Source organism: Levilactobacillus brevis, assembly GCA_021383565.1.
GTDB classification, from domain to species: Bacteria; Bacillota; Bacilli; order Lactobacillales; family Lactobacillaceae; genus Levilactobacillus; species Levilactobacillus brevis_B.
In genome coordinates this window covers 1,837,490-1,853,968 of sequence record CP079699.1, presented here as the reverse complement: position 1 = coordinate 1,853,968, position 16,479 = coordinate 1,837,490, and the positions used below count along the sequence as shown (strand labels likewise).

Here is a 16,479-nt window from a genome sequence, read left to right as displayed (position 1 = left end):
TCATGGATGAAACAACTGAAGCGCAACCAAAAAAATATTCTGTGATGATGAAGACATCACTATTGTCTGTTTCGATTATTTTAACTTCAGGTTCAGCTATTGCGGCAACAATTCCGAGTTGGCTCAAAGCCTTTCCGAATGTTGCGCGGTCTAATGTTGAATTATTGCAGACGTTACCGTCAATCTCAGTGGTCTTTGCCACGTTGTTAAGTACTTGGGTTGCTAAGTGGATTGGGGTCAAGCGAACTGTAATTGTTGGTTTACTGATTGCTGGATTTTCAGGTATTACACCAGCATTGGTCACTAGTTATGGGGCATTCTTTGCTTCCCGACTCATGCTCGGGGTTGGTTTTGGATTAGTTAATTCATATGCGGTAAGTATGATTGGGATGTTTTTCTCCGGTCATGAACGATCCAACCTAATGGGCTATCGGAGTTCTTGTGAAAAGCTGGGAAGTTCACTGACGACCTATGTTGCCGGAATTTTATTGGTTTCTTTTAATTGGCACGCTGCATTCTGGGTTTATGGTCTGGCATTCTTATTGACGATCCTCTTTGCCATCTATGTACCGGAACCTTCTGACGAGGCCAAGGCCAGAGAAGCTGCTGCTGAAGGGCCGCAAACAAAGGAAAAGCAACGTGTAAATGGGAAAGTCGTTTTCTGGACAATTTTCTGTATTCTCTACTTAATCCCAATTATCGCTTCTTACACGCGGATTACAGAGTATGTCACTACGAATCACTATTTAAGTTTAGCAACGATTGCCACGGCTTTGAGCTTAGCGCAGTTTGCTGGGATCCTGACTGGGATCATCTTTGGCCCGATGCTCCGGGTATTAAAGTTTACATTTGAGCCGATAACGATTGCTTTAACTGGGGTTGCACAGTTGATGATTGCTTTGTCTACAAATGCTTGGATTATTGGAACCGGAGTTATTTTGACCAGTATGATTTCCGGGGTTGTGGTGGCTTATGTCTTTAATTTAGCTGCCGATGTGGCTCCTAAGAACTCCCTTAACTTAGCGACATCGTTGATGATTGTGGGCTGCAATATTGGAACTTTCGTGACGCCACTGGTATTGGGCTGGATTGGCATGTTCCATTCAAGCAGTGACTTAGGATTTACGTTCTTGTTCTTTGGCTGGATTCTGGTAATTGTTGGTATCTTAATGCTTTTTGTCATCAAGCCACTGTCGGCAAAGGTAACAGATTGATGCGAGTTTAGGAGGAAATTACGATGACTGATTATATCGAAGTTAAACAAGATCAATTGTACTTTAAGGGCGAGCCGTTAACGCTACGGGGGCTAGGAATTGGAACCTGGCTAAATATTGAACATTTTATGATCGGAATGCCCGGACCACAGAGTATGATTTTAAATAGTATTGACCGTGCTTATGGTAAAGGAAAAGGTCATGAATTTTTAGATACCTATATCGATAATTTCGTTGGTGAAGACGATTTTAAATTCTTGAAGAAGCTGGGCGTAAACTTTCTTCGAGTGCCTATTAATTATCGGTTGTTCATGGACGATAATACATTAGAATTTAAAAAATTCGGATTTGCAAAGGTTCAGCGATTGCTGGATTATTGTGAACAGTACCATATCTTCTGTATGTTGGATATGCATACGGCACCAGGTGGTCAGAATCCGGATTGGCATAGTGACAACCGGACTGGAGTTCCACAATTTTGGGAATTCAAAGCGTTACGAAATCAATTGGTTAGTGTCTGGGGGGAGATAGCAAAGCGATTTGGACACAAATACAGTTATCTTTTAGGTTATGATTTATTAAATGAGCCCGCTATGGCGACGTGGGACACGATGAATGAATACTTTCAAGACGCCGTTACTAGCATTCGCAAGAGCGATACCAATCATGCCGTAATTTTGGAGAGCGATCACTTCGCAATGGATTTCTCAGGTCTTAAGGATATTAAGGATGATAAGCTGATTGTGAGTTTCCATTATTACCCAACAGTCTGGAAGCAAAACCTGCTCGACCGTGATTTGGACCGCGCGGAACGGAAACAAGAATTTGATAATGGTTTGGTGGACTTATTATCGACGATGCACGATCTTCATCATCCGTTGATTTGTGGTGAGGCTGGCTACGATATTGATGCTAACGATGTTGGCTTCAGTATGGAATTGCTGGAAGATACGGTCGATTTGTTTGAAAATCATCATATTTCTTGGTGTCTGTGGGCCTACAAAGATGCTTGTTTTATGGGCTTAACGCATCCAAAGACGGATTCACCATGGATGAAGTTCGTTGATCAAGTTCATCAGAAGTGGACGCATTATGCGGAAATGGACCAAGCAAATAAAATTGTAGATGGCATTGCAGATCAATTTGATTTTCATGATGATGATTTGAATTATGAAGCGCAATTCAGAGTACGAGGAATTCTCTATCGTTATCAACAGGAGAGTATCTTGATTCCACTTTTAAAGACGATGAGCTTCGAGTCATTCAAGTCTAAGCTCACAAGTTTTGAATTTAACCAGTGTGACGCTTACACTGAATACGCAGAGTTAATGCAAAAATATACGCAACGCAATCGGGTCTTGGAATAGAAGATGATAGCTCTGCAAAAATACAGTAGCTGATGGAGTGGAAAATATGCGCTATAGCTTTGGAATAACGGATTATTCGCTGCCACTGTACATTGATAGCATTAGTAACCGCTGGCCACAGGAATCGATTAATCGTAAGAAAGGCTATCCATATGTGCATTGGTTACAAACCATTGCTGGTGTTGGTGAAATTATGGTGGGCGATCGACGGTTTGAGCTTCGCACAGGACAGGGCGTTCTGATTGATAAGGATGTTCCGCACGCTTACCATGCCGTGAGCGGCGAATGGCTTACCGCTTACTTCACTTTTGGTGGTGAGCTGATTACAGAAATGCTGGCAACGTTGCGGTTCAGTCAGTACATTCAAATTAAGGCACCTGATCAACAATTACGTGAGTTCGTTGATCGAAGCTATCAGCAAATTCAAGCAAGGAAGGTTGACACCTATCAAGCCTCGGTATTGGTCTACGAATTTTTATTATTGATTAAGAAAAATCAGATAAAAAACGATGTTAGTCCGCATTTAATGGCCGTTATTGTGACACCGATTCTGGAGTACATCAAAGCTAACTACATGCATGATCTGAAAAATGCAGACTTTGTTGAGCAGACTCACTATAGTTTACAGTACATTTTAGAAGTGTTTCGTGCCTATTTTGATAGTTCTCCCCATCATTTACTGATGGATTATCGTGTTCGGAAGGCGAAGGAGCTACTGGCGAATTATCCCGATAAGAGTGTTGAAGAGATTGGGAAACTGGTTGGGTTCAATACCAATAGTTACTTTATCACCACGTTTAAGCAGCGTGAGAAAGTGACGCCCGGGAGTTTCCGTGCATTTTTCCAATAATGCCACCACAAAAGAAACGCTGCCAATCGACAGCGCTTCTTTTGCGTTTCACCATGTAATGATGCTATTCGTTGTCCCAATAACCTAATCAGGGCGTAAATGACAAGAAATGTAAATAAATTTAGCGTAAACGGTTGAAATTTCACAAGGTGTGGGCGATACTGTGGTTAGTTGGTTCACTGAACCATGATGCTAGTTTCTGTTATCGCTTCCAATCGAATTATAAGCAAGACGACAGATGGTCAGGTTAGTTGGGCGATCTGCCGCACTAACAGTAAGGACTTGAGAAGTGGTGCAAGAACGACCGAGCGATAAGGAGGGATTGGATGGTTCGTCGTAGTATGAATCGTAATCAGCTGCATGATCAGAACTTGAAGTTTGTTCTGCAACAGATTTTTAATAACCATCCCACCTCGCGGATCGAGATTTCTCACCAGCTTCACCTAAATAAGTCAACGGTTTCATCGCTATACAACACGCTGATGGCCGACGGTTACTTGACAGAATTAGGTCTGGGGGAGGCTTCCACTGCGGGTGGGCGCAAGCCAACGTTAGTTGAAATTAATCGGAATTATGGGTATACGTTGACGTTTGATTTGGGCTACCGGCACTTGCATGCGCTGGCAACCCGCTTGGATGGGCATATCTGGCAATACGATCGGATTGAGACCAAGGACCAGTCGATTCATGAAATGGTGGCGCGAATTAAGCAGTACATTGCCGATACGCAGGCGGCGGATACCAGTAGTCATGGGCTCCTGGGTATCTGTTTCTCCATTCACGGGATTGTTATGGACAATAAAGTTGTGACGTCGCCGTTCATTGATATGGCCGACGTTGATTTGGAAGAGGTCTTCACCGAGGCCTGTCACGTGCCAGTAGTTTTGGAAAACGAAGCTAACCTGTCCGCCGTCTATGAACGTGATTTTAACGGTGCGCGGAATCTCAATAGTGCGGTAACTATCAGTATTCACCGTGGGATTGGGGCCGGCGTCGTCTTGCACCGCGATCTTTTCCGTGGTGAACACGGGGATGCCGGTGAAATCGGGCGGACGGTCGCCAGTCTTCAGTTTGACGCTGACGGCAATGCCCGGCCCATTCACGCGGAAGATATTTGTTCCGAAGACGCGATTATCCAGCAGGTTGAGGAGCGTAAGGGCTTGAGCAATCTGGATCGGGATGATATTGTCCGTTTGTATCAGGAAAATGATGTCGCAACCACTAAGATTTTGAAGACTTTCGTGACGGGAATTGCTGGACTCATTTACAATACTATGCGAACGCTGGATCCCGACGCTTTCTTCATTAACTCGCCATTGGTGGAAGAACTGCCAGATCTCTTGCCGAAGATTCGGGTGGCTTACCGCAAGTTATCTGAGAATGACGACCGGGGTATCGAGTTGACCAACAATGCGCGACTGGCTACGGTACTGGGTGGATGCTCACTTATTACCCACCGGGTCTTGAATTTAAACGGCTATGAATTGAATTTTGAACGGCCTAGCGCTAAGGCGACTGAAGTGTAGGCACAAAAATACTGGCTCACGGGATTATCCTGTGAGCCAGTATTTTTGTGGTTAGTTACGTTTACGACGACCGGTGAAGCCAATCAGTGAACCTAAGAGGAGCGCCAGACCGACGAGAGGTGAAGTGATCGCCAATTATTAGGCATGACCTTTATCAACTAAATATAAAGGAAAGGTAGCGTCAAGAATCTTGTGTAAATGAAATGCCTTCGTACATATAATATGTAACTAACTCAAATAAATGATGCTTCCAAGGTGTCCTGGAGTCCTTTAAAGCCTCGGTGGATCCGCTTCAGAGACTTCTCGTTATAAGCATTAAACTGAGAAACCAGGAATCGATCCAGTGAATCTTCCGTTGGAAATTGTTCTTTGCGGTGGGTGGTGCGCTTGAGATGCTTGTTAAAGTTCTCAATCAAGTTAGTGGAGTAGAGTGATTGCCGAATGGCTGGTGGAAAGTCCATGAAAGTGAGCAGATTCGGCATTTTAAGCAGATCTTTGATTAACTTGGGATAGGTACGATGCCAGTTGTTGGCGAACTCATTCAGTTTCAGTTCGGCTGCTTCACGATTGGCAGCCCAATGAACTTGTTTAAAGTCATTGATCACGGCCTTACGGTCTTTCACCCGAACTTTGTTTATCAAATTACGCCCAACATGAACCAGGCAACGTTGTCGTTTAGCTTTGGGAAAATGCCGATTTAAACCTTCATCCAAACCAACTAACCCATCGGCCACAAACAACAGCACATCTTTGACACCTTGCTTAATCAGGGTTCCCAGTAATTCAGTCCAGATCCCAGTTGATTCCGTCGGCGCCACTTGGTAGTTCAGCACTTCTTTCGTACCATCTGGACGAATGCCAATCGCAATATGAACCGCTTCTTTTTGAACGGTATCCCGCTTTAACGGCAAGTAAGTGGCATCTAAGAAGATAGCCGCATATTGTGAAGCCAGTCGACGTTGCTGGAAAGCTTGAACCTGTTCATTGACGGCTTTAGTCATGTTGGAAACCGTGGCTTTGGAGTAGTGAGCACCGTACATATTCTCAATGAGTTCGGCAATTTCAGCAGTGGTAATTCCCTTGGTATACAACTGAATAACCGTTGTTTCTAAATTATCACTGTGCCGACCGTAGGCTGGCAAGGTATGATTTTCAAACCGGCCATTGCGATCTCGAGGAATGGTTAAGTTAAGTTGGCCGTACTTCGTATCAAACGAGCGCTCATAACTGCCGTTGCGGTTATTACCAGTGTTAATCCCAGCGTATGAGTAGCGTTCGTAACCCAAAAACTCTGCCAATTCAGTTTGAAGCAGCTGGTTGATGGCGATTTCAAGGTGGTGACGAAAAACTTCGTCCAAATCTTGTTTTTGGGCTAGTGCAGCGATAATTTCTGTGGTAAGTTCATTCATGGGGAATGCCTCCTGTGATGTTTTCTGTGGTTACTAAATATCATAAGGGAAGGCATTCCCTATTTCTATACAATTTAGAAATCTTTTGTGCGTTTACACAAGATATTTTACGCTCTCAAAGGAAACGTTCATCGGTTCCATCTCCCAAATAAGCGCCCTAAGCTCACTCCCAAGATCCTATATCCGCGCCTTTAGAAATCGCTAACAACTTTTTAAATCTTTTTCTCGAAAACGCTTGCATTAACGATAAAACCTTGTATAATTGAATTTGTAAGTTGGTTGTCGCAACGAACTAACTAGGAGGGTTTTTATAAATTATGGATACTAAAACAAGTTACTGGAAAGGTATCGACAAGATTCAATATGTCGGCCATCAAGATAAGAAGTCAGGCTTAGGTTTCCAATACTACAATCCGGAAGAAGTTATTGCCGGTAAAAAGATGAAAGATTGGTTACGGTTCGCCGTAGCTTACTGGCACACCTTTGATCAACGTTTGGTTGACCCATTCGGTGATGGGACTGCGCAACGTCCATACGACAAGTACACTGATCCTATGGACTTGGCATTAGCCAAGGTTGATGCTGCATTCGAATTTTACGATAAATTGGGTGTAGATTACCTTTGCTTCCACGATCGTGACTTAGCTCCAGAAGGCGACACTTTACGTGAAACCAACAAGAACCTGGATAAAGTCGTTGACAAGATCGTTGAATACCAAAAGACGAGTGGCATGAAGGTTCTATGGAACACGTCAAACATGTTCACGAACCCTCGCTTCGTTGAAGGTGCCGCAACTTCACCATACGCTGATATCTTTGCTTACTGTGCCGCACAATTGAAGCACAGTCTGGAAATTGGTAAGCGTGTCGGTTCTGAAAACTATGTCTTCTGGGGTGGCCGTGAAGGTTACGAATCACTCTGGAACACGAACATGAAGGAAGAACAAGAACACGCTGCTAAGTTCTTCCACATGGCTAAGGATTACGCTAACGAAATTGGTTTCGACGCACAAATGTTGCTCGAACCAAAGCCAAAGGAACCAACGACTCACCAATACGACTTCGATGCCGCAACCACGATCGCATTCATGAAAGAATACGGTTTGGATAAAGACTTCAAGTTGAACTTGGAAGGTAACCACGCTAACTTGGCTGGTCACACTTACCAACACGAAATCCGTGTTGCCCGTGAAGCAGGCTTGTTAGGTTCATTGGATGCCAACCAAGGTGACAAGTTGATTGGCTGGGATATTGATGAATACCCATCTAACTTGTACGAAACGACTGCTGCTATGTACGAAGTCGTTGAAAACGGGAGTATCGGCCCTCGCGGTGGTTTGAACTTCGATGCTAAGCCTCGTCGTTCATCCTTCGCCCCAGAAGACCTCTTCTACGGCCACATTGTAGGTATGGACAGCTTTGCTGCCGGCTTACGGGTTGCTGCTGCTATGAAGAAGGACGGCTTCTTAGACAAGCTGAAGGCTGACCGTTACAGCTCATACGAATCCGGTATCGGTGCTGACATCGAAAGCGGCAAGGCTGACTTCAAGTCCCTTGAAAAGTACGCTATCGACAAGCCACAATCAGAATTGATTGCTGCTACGCACTCCGATCACTTGGAAGAAGTCAAGGATACGATTAACCACTACATCATTGACACGTTGAGCAAGTAATCGCGGACTTTGCGAAAATAAATATCAATAGAATGGCGGACGGACGGTGTGTTCGTTCGTCATTTTTATTTCTAAATCAGAGATTAAACAGACGAATCGACAATTAGGAGGAATGACCGATGGGAAAGTATGTACTCGGTGTTGACCTAGGGACGAGTGCCGTTAAGGTTTCAGCACTAGATCACAGTGGGCAGATCGTCGCCCAAGAGAGTTTTGATTACGATTTAATTCAGAAGAAGCCCGGCTATAACGAGCAGAATCCTGAGGACTGGGTTTCCGGGACGACCGTCGCCATTGTGCGGTTGATCTTGAACGACCACTTGAGCGCGGATGATATCGAAGGCTTGAGCTTTTCTGGACAAATGCACGGGTTGGTTCTGCTGGACAAGGACAAGAAGGTTTTGCGGCCATCCATTCTGTGGAACGATACGCGGAGCACGCCACAACGGGAAGAAATCGAAGCCAAAATGGGCGACGAATTCGTCGATATCACCCGGAACCAACCACTGGAAGGCTTCACGCTGACCAAGTTGTTGTGGGTTAAGGAAAACGAACCTGATATCTGGGCCAAGGCAAAGTATTTCGTGTTGCCTAAGGATTACGTCCGTTACCGCATGACCGGGAATCTCGCCATGGATTACTCCGATGCCACCGGGACCGTCTTACTCGACGTGGCCAAGGGCGAATGGAGCAAGAAAATTTGTGAAACCTTCGATATTCCGCTGAGCATGTGCCCACCATTAATCAAGTCCGTTGATTTTGCGGGGACGGTAACGCCGGCTTACGCTGAATTTTCCGGGTTGACGACGGCTACCAAAGTCTTTGGTGGGGCCGCTGACAACGCCGCTGGGGCCGTTGGTGCTGGTATTTTACATCCCAACATGGTCTTGTCCAGTATCGGAACATCTGGCGTTGTCTTGAAGTATGAGGACACACCGGATGTGAACTACCACGGTGTCGTCCAATTCGAAGACCATGCCATTCCAGACAAGTACTATTCCATGGGTGTGACGCTGGCCGCTGGGTATTCCCTCAGTTGGTTCAAGAAGACCTTCGCACCGGCTGAAGACTTTACGGAATTTGTTGCCAGTGCGGCGAAATCGACGGTTGGCGCTAACGGGTTGCTCTACACCCCTTACATCGTGGGTGAACGGGCACCGTACGCCGACGCTGATATCCGGGGGAGCTTTACCGGAGTCGATGGGACCCATACGCGTGCCGACTTCGTCCGGGCCGTTCTGGAAGGAATTGTCTTCTCCTTCAGAGACCTATTTGATATTTACGAAGAAAACGGTGGTGACTTTGATACGGTTGTTTCCATCGGTGGGGGCGCTAAGAGTCCGCTGTGGCTACAGATTCAGGCCGACATCTTTAACCGTAAAGTCGTCAGCTTGAAGAACGAACAGGGTCCTGGTATGGGGGCTGCGATGATTGCGGCAACTGGCCTGGGCTGGTTTGATTCCTTGCAAGACTGTGCCGAAACGTTTGTCCACTTCGGCAAGGCCTACGAACCAAATCCAGAAAATGCAGCGAAATATGCTAAGATGCACAAGATTTACAAGCAGGTTTACCAACAAACTAAGAGTATCAGTGCACAATTGTTGGATTACCGGCGTGAAGAACTTTAATTGAGATTGTGGAGCCTGGGAGAAATCCTGGGCTTTTTTGATTGGCGTTATGAAGAAAAGAGGCTTCCCGTGGTTTGGCGGTTTTGATCGTCCCCGTAAAGATAAGTAAACTACAGGCCGGTGGCGTACTTCGTCATAAATTGCTGACGATTATTAGGGAAATGTCCGTGATAATCAGTCTGTTCGCCACGTTTTTGGGGGAGAATGTGGTTGTTTTAGAAAGCGCTTCCATTTGCGCTAGAAATATGTTATTCTGTATTCATGGTTGGTTGGTAACCTCAACCAACCCAGAAGCAACCAACTTACATTTTCAGCTATACTTCTCTACATACATTGCCACTGCTGACACTACGGCAAATGCCGCACTAAGGAGCGATATCTATGCGAAAAGTTTCGACCGGATTTGTTTACTTTTTCGGTGCATTAGGTGGATTGCTGTTTGGTTATGATACTGGGGTTATCTCCGGGGCCATCCTGTTTATCCAAAAACAAATGCATCTGGGGTCCTGGCAACAAGGTTGGGTCGTGAGTGCCGTACTTTTGGGTGCGATTCTCGGGGCTGCAATTATTGGACCATCTTCTGACCGTTATGGTCGGCGGAAGTTACTGTTATTATCTGCTATTATTTTCTTCATTGGGGCCTTGGGTTCTGGATTTGCACCAGAATTCTGGACCTTGATTATCTCTCGGGTCATCTTAGGGATGGCCGTGGGGGCAGCTTCAGCTCTGATTCCAACGTATTTGGCCGAATTGTCACCGGCCGATAAACGAGGAACCATGTCGAGTCTGTTCCAATTGATGGTGATGACTGGGATTTTATTTGCCTACATCACCAACTACGCCTGGGCTGGCATCTACACCGGCTGGCGGTGGATGTTAGGATTTGCGGCAATTCCAGCGGCTTTACTCTTCTTAGGGGGGTTAATTCTTCCCGAAAGTCCTCGGTTCTTAGTGAAGACGGGGCACTCCGATCAAGCGCGTGAAGTTTTGGATACCATGAACAAGCACGACACGGCTGCCGTTGATAAGGAATTGACTCAAATTGAAGAACAGGCCAAGATGAAAAACGGTGGCTGGAGTGAACTCTTCGGTAAGATGGTCCGGCCATCTCTGATTATTGGTCTGGGCTTGGCAATTTTCCAACAAGTTATGGGTTGTAATACGGTGTTGTACTACGCGCCAACCATCTTTACCGATGTTGGGTTTGGCGTCAACGCCGCGCTGTTAGCACATATTGGGATTGGGATCTTTAACGTGATCGTGACTGCAATTGCCGTGATGATTATGGATAAGATTGACCGAAAGAAGATGCTGATCGGCGGTGCCATTGGGATGGGACTTTCCTTGTTCGTTATGAGTATTGGGATGAAATTCTCTGGTGGCTCACAAGCCGCCGCCATTATCTCGGTTATTGCCTTGACCATCTACATTGCCTTCTTCTCGGCAACTTGGGGACCAGTGATGTGGGTTATGATTGGTGAAGTCTTCCCATTGAACATTCGTGGATTGGGGAACTCCTTCTCCAGTGTGATTAACTGGTCGGCCAACATGGTCGTTTCCTTGACGTTCCCAACGTTACTGAACTTCTTCGGAACTGGGAGCCTGTTCATCGGTTACGGTGTGTTGTGCTTCTTAGCCATCTGGTTCGTGAAGGTGAAGGTTTTCGAAACGCGGAACCGTTCACTGGAAGAAATCGAAGCGACGTTACGGGCCAAGGCTGGTGCCGAAGACTTAAGTACTGTTAAATAGAATTTGATAGGGTGAGGGAGGCTTGCTGAAGGGTGGCCTCCTTTTTTGGCGGTCAATTCTATTTGGGGGAGAAAACAGAATATCCGAAATATTCAAAAAATCAGATGTTTCTTCAAACAAATTGCCAAAATGCTCGGTAAAATATTTTGTGTAAGCGCTTTATATGCTTTTTTCCCGTGAATCGACGTTAAGGATATTTGTTAGAAATAAGGAGGCAATTTTTCATGAAGATCTATGTTGATGCTCAAGCGCTCCACGATGGTAATGGGACTAAAGTGGCACCGTATAAACAAATAAATACGGCTGCCCAAGTTGCCCAACCGGGTGATGAAGTCTTGGTATTTCCGGGAACTTACCGAGAATATGTCAATCCTAAGCACGGTGGGACTGAAGACGAACGGATTACATATCGCAGTGTCGAACATTTAAAAGCAATAATTACCGGTGCGGAAGCTGTTAAGAATTGGCAACACTATCAAGGCAACGTCTGGGTGAGCCGAATTAACAATGGTTTGTTCGGTTCTTACAATCCCTACACCGAGTTTGTGATGGGTGATTGGTATTTTGGCCCTGTGAACAAGCATACCGGTGCGGTTTACATGAACGACCGGCAATTCTACGAAACGACTTCGCTTGAAGACTGTGTTGAAGCCAAGGTTTACGCGCGGTCATGGGAACGTAAGAATTCCGTTTACAAGTGGTATACCGAACAGGACACCGACCGGAATGAAACGGTCATCTACGCCAACTTCCAAGGCAAGAATCCGAATCAAGAAGACGTTGAAATTAACGTTCGGCGGGAAGTCTTTATGCCACAAGTAACGGGAATTAACAACATCACCGTGAGTGGATTCAACGTCAATAAAGCAGCCACGACTTGGGCACCGCCTGCATCTTATCAAGATGGCATGATTGGGCCGCACTGGTCAAAGGGCTGGATTATTGAAGATTGTGACATTAGTCATAGTCGTTGTGCCGGCATTTCACTAGGGAAGTACGAAGATCCGGTTAACAATCAGTACTTCACCTACAAGCACGTGAAGAGTCCAACGCAAATGGAACGTGACGCCGTCTGCCGCGGTCAGTATCACGGTTGGTTAAAGGAAAATATTGGTCATCACATCATTCGACGGAACAATATCCATCATTGCGAACAAGATGGGATTGTTGGTAGGCAGGGTGGCGTCTTCAGTATCATTGAAGATAACCACATTCATGACATCAACAATATGCAAGAATTGGCTGGTGCCGAAATTGCCGGGATCAAGATGCACGCGGCAATCGATGTCATCATTCGCCGCAACCACATCAACGATTGCACGATGGGGATTTGGACCGACTGGGAAGCCCAAGGGACGCGGATCACGCAGAATTTGTTGGATCACAACTATGCGCCTACTGGCACTGCAGAACGGATCGTTGGGGCGATGCAAAGCCAAGACATCTTCGTTGAAGTCGGCCACGGACCAACCTTAATTGATAATAACTTGCTGTTGTCTAAGGCTTCGTTACGGTTGGCGACTCAAGGTGTCGCTTGTGTCCACAATCTGATGTTAGGTTCCATTACTTCGATTGGTGCGAATACCGACTTCTTTGTGGATGGTAAGAACCAACCACGGTTTACGCCTTATCATATTCAACACCGGACTGAAGTTGCTGGCTTTATGACCATCCTGCACGGGGACGATCGCTTCTACAACAACATCTTCGTTCAGAACTGGCCAGTTGAAGATCCAGAAAACGAAACATTGGTCGATCGGGAACACGAAGATACCGAACAAGTTGGGACGAACGGTTTTGATGAGTATCCAACCTATGACGAATGGTACGCACAATTCAGTCACGTTGATGGGACGTTTGCCAAGGAAACGGACATGAACGACTTGATGAGTGCCCACTATGGCCACTTACCAGTCTGGGCTGCGGGTAACGTTTACTTTAACGGTGCTAAAGCCTGGAAGAAGGAAACAGACAACTTGGTCAACACGAGTGATCAAGTCACTGTTGAGCTGGTTGAAGACGGCGGCAAAGTTTCCGTTAAAACGAACCTGTACGACCTGATTGGTGATTACTATGAAGGAATTGTTACCACGGACACCTTGGGTGAGGCCTTTGAACCCGAACAGCGGTACGAGCAACCAAATGGCGACGATATCATCTTCAATGAAGACTACTTCGGCAACCATCGGGGTGTTTCCGCAGTGCCAGGACCCTTTGTATCAGATAAAGATGCCAGTGAGCCGCTGTGGCAAGAATAAACGAAGACTTAGGAAGCGGAATCGGCTACCTTTGGGGGCCCGCTTCGATTATCTAAATTTAAAATGCAGGCGTTGGGGAAGTTTTGTCTCAAGCTCGCTCGAAGAGATTGCCTAGCACAGGTAATCTCTTTTTTAATAGCGTTAAGTGTACCGAATTGATGTGTAGTTTTGATTAACATTATGTATAAAAGGTGTAAAAATCGCAGAAATTTAAAATAATCGGTGGGCCGTCGAACCAGGCGCTGGAATGGCTGGCCAATGGTAATCTGATGACTAATTTTCAAAAATCATGTAAATTTGCTACTTTTTTCTCGGTAAACGCTTTCAAAAATAAAATGTAAGTGTTATCATAGACACATAGTTGGTTGCCGCAATCAACCAACAAATGCTAATTAACTTACATATTGCATAATTCAACGGCGATGAACCGTAAAAGGAAGTAATATTAATGCGAAAAGTATCTACCGGATTCGTTTACTTCTTCGGCGCCTTGGGAGGTCTCCTCTTTGGGTATGATACCGGGGTAATTTCGGGAGCTATTCTGTTTATTCAGAAGCAAATGCACCTGGGATCTTGGCAACAAGGCTGGGTCGTTAGTGCCGTTTTATTAGGTGCCGTTTTGGGTGCCGCGATTATTGGGCCATCGTCTGACCGGTTTGGTCGGCGGAAGCTCTTACTGTTATCTGCTATTATCTTCTTCATTGGGGCTTTAGGTTCCGCGTTCTCACCGGAATTCTGGACGTTAATCGTTTCACGGATTATTTTAGGGATGGCCGTTGGGGCCGCCTCCGCCTTAATCCCAACGTATTTGGCTGAATTGTCACCTGCTGATAAGCGGGGAGCCATGTCCAGTCTATTCCAACTGATGGTTATGACTGGGATTCTGTTGGCTTACATCACCAACTACTCCTTCGCCGGGATGTACACTGGTTGGCGTTGGATGTTAGGCTTTGCTGCCATTCCAGCTGCCTTGCTGTTCATCGGTGGGCTGGTCTTACCAGAAAGTCCTCGGTTCTTAGTTAAGACGGGTCACGTTGATAATGCGCGTGAAGTTCTGGATACCATGAACAAGCATGATACCAAGGCCGTTAACAAGGAATTGGCTCAGATTCAGGAACAAGCTAAAATTGTGAGTGGTGGCTGGAGTGAACTCTTCAGCAAGATGGTTCGTCCATCCTTAATCATTGGGCTAGGCTTGGCGATCTTCCAACAAGTTATGGGATGCAACACCGTGTTGTACTACGCGCCAACCATCTTTACGGATGTTGGTTTCGGGGTTAACGCTGCGCTGTTGGCCCACATCGGGATTGGGATTTTCAACGTTATTGTGACGGCCGTTGCCGTGATGATTATGGATAAAGTCGATCGGAAGAAGATGCTGATTTACGGGGCTATCGGGATGGCGGTTTCGCTGTTCGTCATGAGCTTCGGGATGAAGTTCTCTGGTGGGTCACACGTGGCTGCTATCATTTCCGTTATCGCTTTAACCATCTACATCGCATTCTTCTCCGCTACTTGGGGTCCTGTTATGTGGGTTATGATTGGTGAAGTCTTCCCACTGAATATTCGTGGGTTAGGGAACTCCTTCTCCAGTGTTATTAACTGGGGAGCCAACATGGTTGTTTCGTTGACGTTCCCATCCTTGCTGGACTTCTTCGGCACTGGGAGCCTGTTCATCGGTTACGGTGTCTTGTGCTTATTGGCCATCTGGTTCGTTCACGCCAAGGTCTTCGAAACGCGGAACCGTTCTCTGGAAGAGATCGAAGCCACGTTACGTGCCAAGGCTGGCGAAGCAGAACCGGCTAGTGCCACGAAGTAGTTTAAATGAATCATGTTTAAAATGAGGTGACTCCTGAGAGGGTGACCTCTTTTTATTGTCTAGGTCTAGCTTATCTGACCAATGTATTATTCACATGTAGATTGTGTAGAGATTTGGTAACGCTCGTCATTAATTTCGGAATAATGACCCGTCAGTTCGCCCGCAATGCTATACTAAATGGAGATTTAACCAACTATCTGTGGGGTGACACCATGATTGCTGAATTTGAAGAATACTTGCGTAAAATCGAGGACCCAACACAACAAGCGCGCGTCCGAGAAGTCTTGAATTGGGTCCAGACCGAATTTCCCCAGTTAAAACCGCGTTACGCCTGGAATCAGCCGATGTTTACCGATCATGGTACGTTTATCATCGGTTTTAGCGTGGCCAAGCCTCACCTGGCCTTTGCGCCCGAAGGTCCGGCGATGGCCAAATTCGCCGAGCAGATTGCTGCGGATCAGTACAATCCCGGGAAGAAGTTCGGCCGGATCAGGTGGACGCAGCCAGTGGATTATGCACTTTTACACCAGATCATTGCGTTCAATATCGCCGATAAAGTGGCCTGCACGACCTTCTGGCGTAAGTAGATAATGCTATTAAATGATCGGTTTCTTCCAATAGGAAGGAACCGGTTTTTGTGATTTTACTGAAGGTTGAAAGCTAGAAAGTAGCTAGAATCCTTAGTGTGACAAGGATAACGCCTACTATAATATGCTAGTCGCGTACTGGTCGCCTTACCGTTCGCCAAATTTTGTCTGGATCGCGGTGGGCAGGACGGGGACAAGCCAAAGAGCGGTCTTGTCCCTCGCTTTGAGCCGTCAGCCCGCGTCTCAAAGACGCCATTTTCCAAGCAGAATACTTGGAAAATCCCACGGCTGAGACCAAATTTGACTCACTCACGGCTACTTGAAGTGTATCCAATTAAATCGGCAGAACGTGGTCACGCCAGCGATGTTATCGTAAGTTTAATGGGTTTCAACCACCGT

At 46.0% G+C, this 16,479-nt stretch carries 11 protein-coding genes; 10 read left to right on the top strand and 1 reads right to left on the bottom strand.

Going from position 1 to position 16,479, the window contains the following annotated elements; translation table 11 throughout:
• Nucleotides 1–2 precede the first annotated feature (2 nt).
• The 4 genes from KB236_08710 to KB236_08695 all read left to right on the top strand — a co-directional run bounded on the left by KB236_08710 (nucleotide 3) and on the right by KB236_08695 (nucleotide 4,957).
• On the top strand, nucleotides 3–1,214 hold the full coding sequence (locus tag KB236_08710; GenBank protein ID UIF28619.1) for an MFS transporter: 1,212 nt from the start codon (nucleotides 3–5) through the stop codon (nucleotides 1,212–1,214).
• Between the two features lie 23 nt (nucleotides 1,215–1,237).
• Nucleotides 1,238–2,581 carry a glycoside hydrolase family 5 protein gene (locus tag KB236_08705; protein ID UIF28618.1) on the top strand — a complete coding sequence of 448 codons (1,344 nt, stop codon included), beginning with the start codon at nucleotides 1,238–1,240 and terminating at the stop codon, nucleotides 2,579–2,581.
• Between the two features lie 46 nt (nucleotides 2,582–2,627).
• A complete protein-coding gene (locus KB236_08700) occupies nucleotides 2,628–3,431 on the top strand; it encodes an AraC family transcriptional regulator (protein UIF28617.1) in 804 nt (267 codons plus the stop codon).
• 326 nt (nucleotides 3,432–3,757) lie between these two features.
• The gene (locus KB236_08695; GenBank protein UIF28616.1) at nucleotides 3,758–4,957 is read left to right on the top strand and encodes an ROK family protein; all 1,200 of its coding nucleotides are present in this window, start codon (nucleotides 3,758–3,760) and stop codon (nucleotides 4,955–4,957) included.
• A 233-nt stretch (nucleotides 4,958–5,190) separates the two neighbouring features.
• Here KB236_08695 and KB236_08690 read toward each other — a convergent pair whose 3' ends face one another.
• The gene (locus tag KB236_08690; protein UIF28615.1) at nucleotides 5,191–6,366 is read right to left on the bottom strand and encodes an IS256-like element IS1310 family transposase; all 1,176 of its coding nucleotides are present in this window, start codon (nucleotides 6,364–6,366) and stop codon (nucleotides 5,191–5,193) included.
• A 317-nt stretch (nucleotides 6,367–6,683) separates the two neighbouring features.
• Between KB236_08690 and xylA the strand changes: the two genes are divergently transcribed.
• The 6 genes from xylA (at nucleotide 6,684) to KB236_08660 (ending at nucleotide 16,080) form a co-directional block, all read left to right on the top strand.
• Nucleotides 6,684–8,039, top strand: a complete 1,356-nt coding sequence (gene xylA, locus KB236_08685; GenBank protein ID UIF28614.1) for a xylose isomerase — start codon at nucleotides 6,684–6,686, stop codon at nucleotides 8,037–8,039.
• A gap of 119 nt (nucleotides 8,040–8,158) precedes the next feature.
• Entirely contained in the window at nucleotides 8,159–9,667 is a 1,509-nt protein-coding gene (xylB, locus tag KB236_08680; GenBank protein UIF28613.1) for a xylulokinase, read from the top strand.
• A gap of 381 nt (nucleotides 9,668–10,048) precedes the next feature.
• Nucleotides 10,049–11,416 (top strand): sugar porter family MFS transporter, encoded by a 1,368-nt coding sequence (locus KB236_08675; protein ID UIF28612.1) that lies wholly within the window; start codon nucleotides 10,049–10,051, stop codon nucleotides 11,414–11,416.
• A gap of 224 nt (nucleotides 11,417–11,640) precedes the next feature.
• A complete protein-coding gene (locus tag KB236_08670) occupies nucleotides 11,641–13,674 on the top strand; it encodes a right-handed parallel beta-helix repeat-containing protein (GenBank protein UIF28611.1) in 2,034 nt (677 codons plus the stop codon).
• A 448-nt stretch (nucleotides 13,675–14,122) separates the two neighbouring features.
• Entirely contained in the window at nucleotides 14,123–15,493 is a 1,371-nt protein-coding gene (locus KB236_08665) for a sugar porter family MFS transporter (GenBank protein UIF28610.1), read from the top strand.
• 215 nt (nucleotides 15,494–15,708) lie between these two features.
• Complete coding sequence (locus KB236_08660; protein ID UIF30333.1) at nucleotides 15,709–16,080, top strand: DUF1801 domain-containing protein; 372 nt, start codon at nucleotides 15,709–15,711, stop codon at nucleotides 16,078–16,080.
• Nucleotides 16,081–16,479 lie beyond the last annotated feature (399 nt).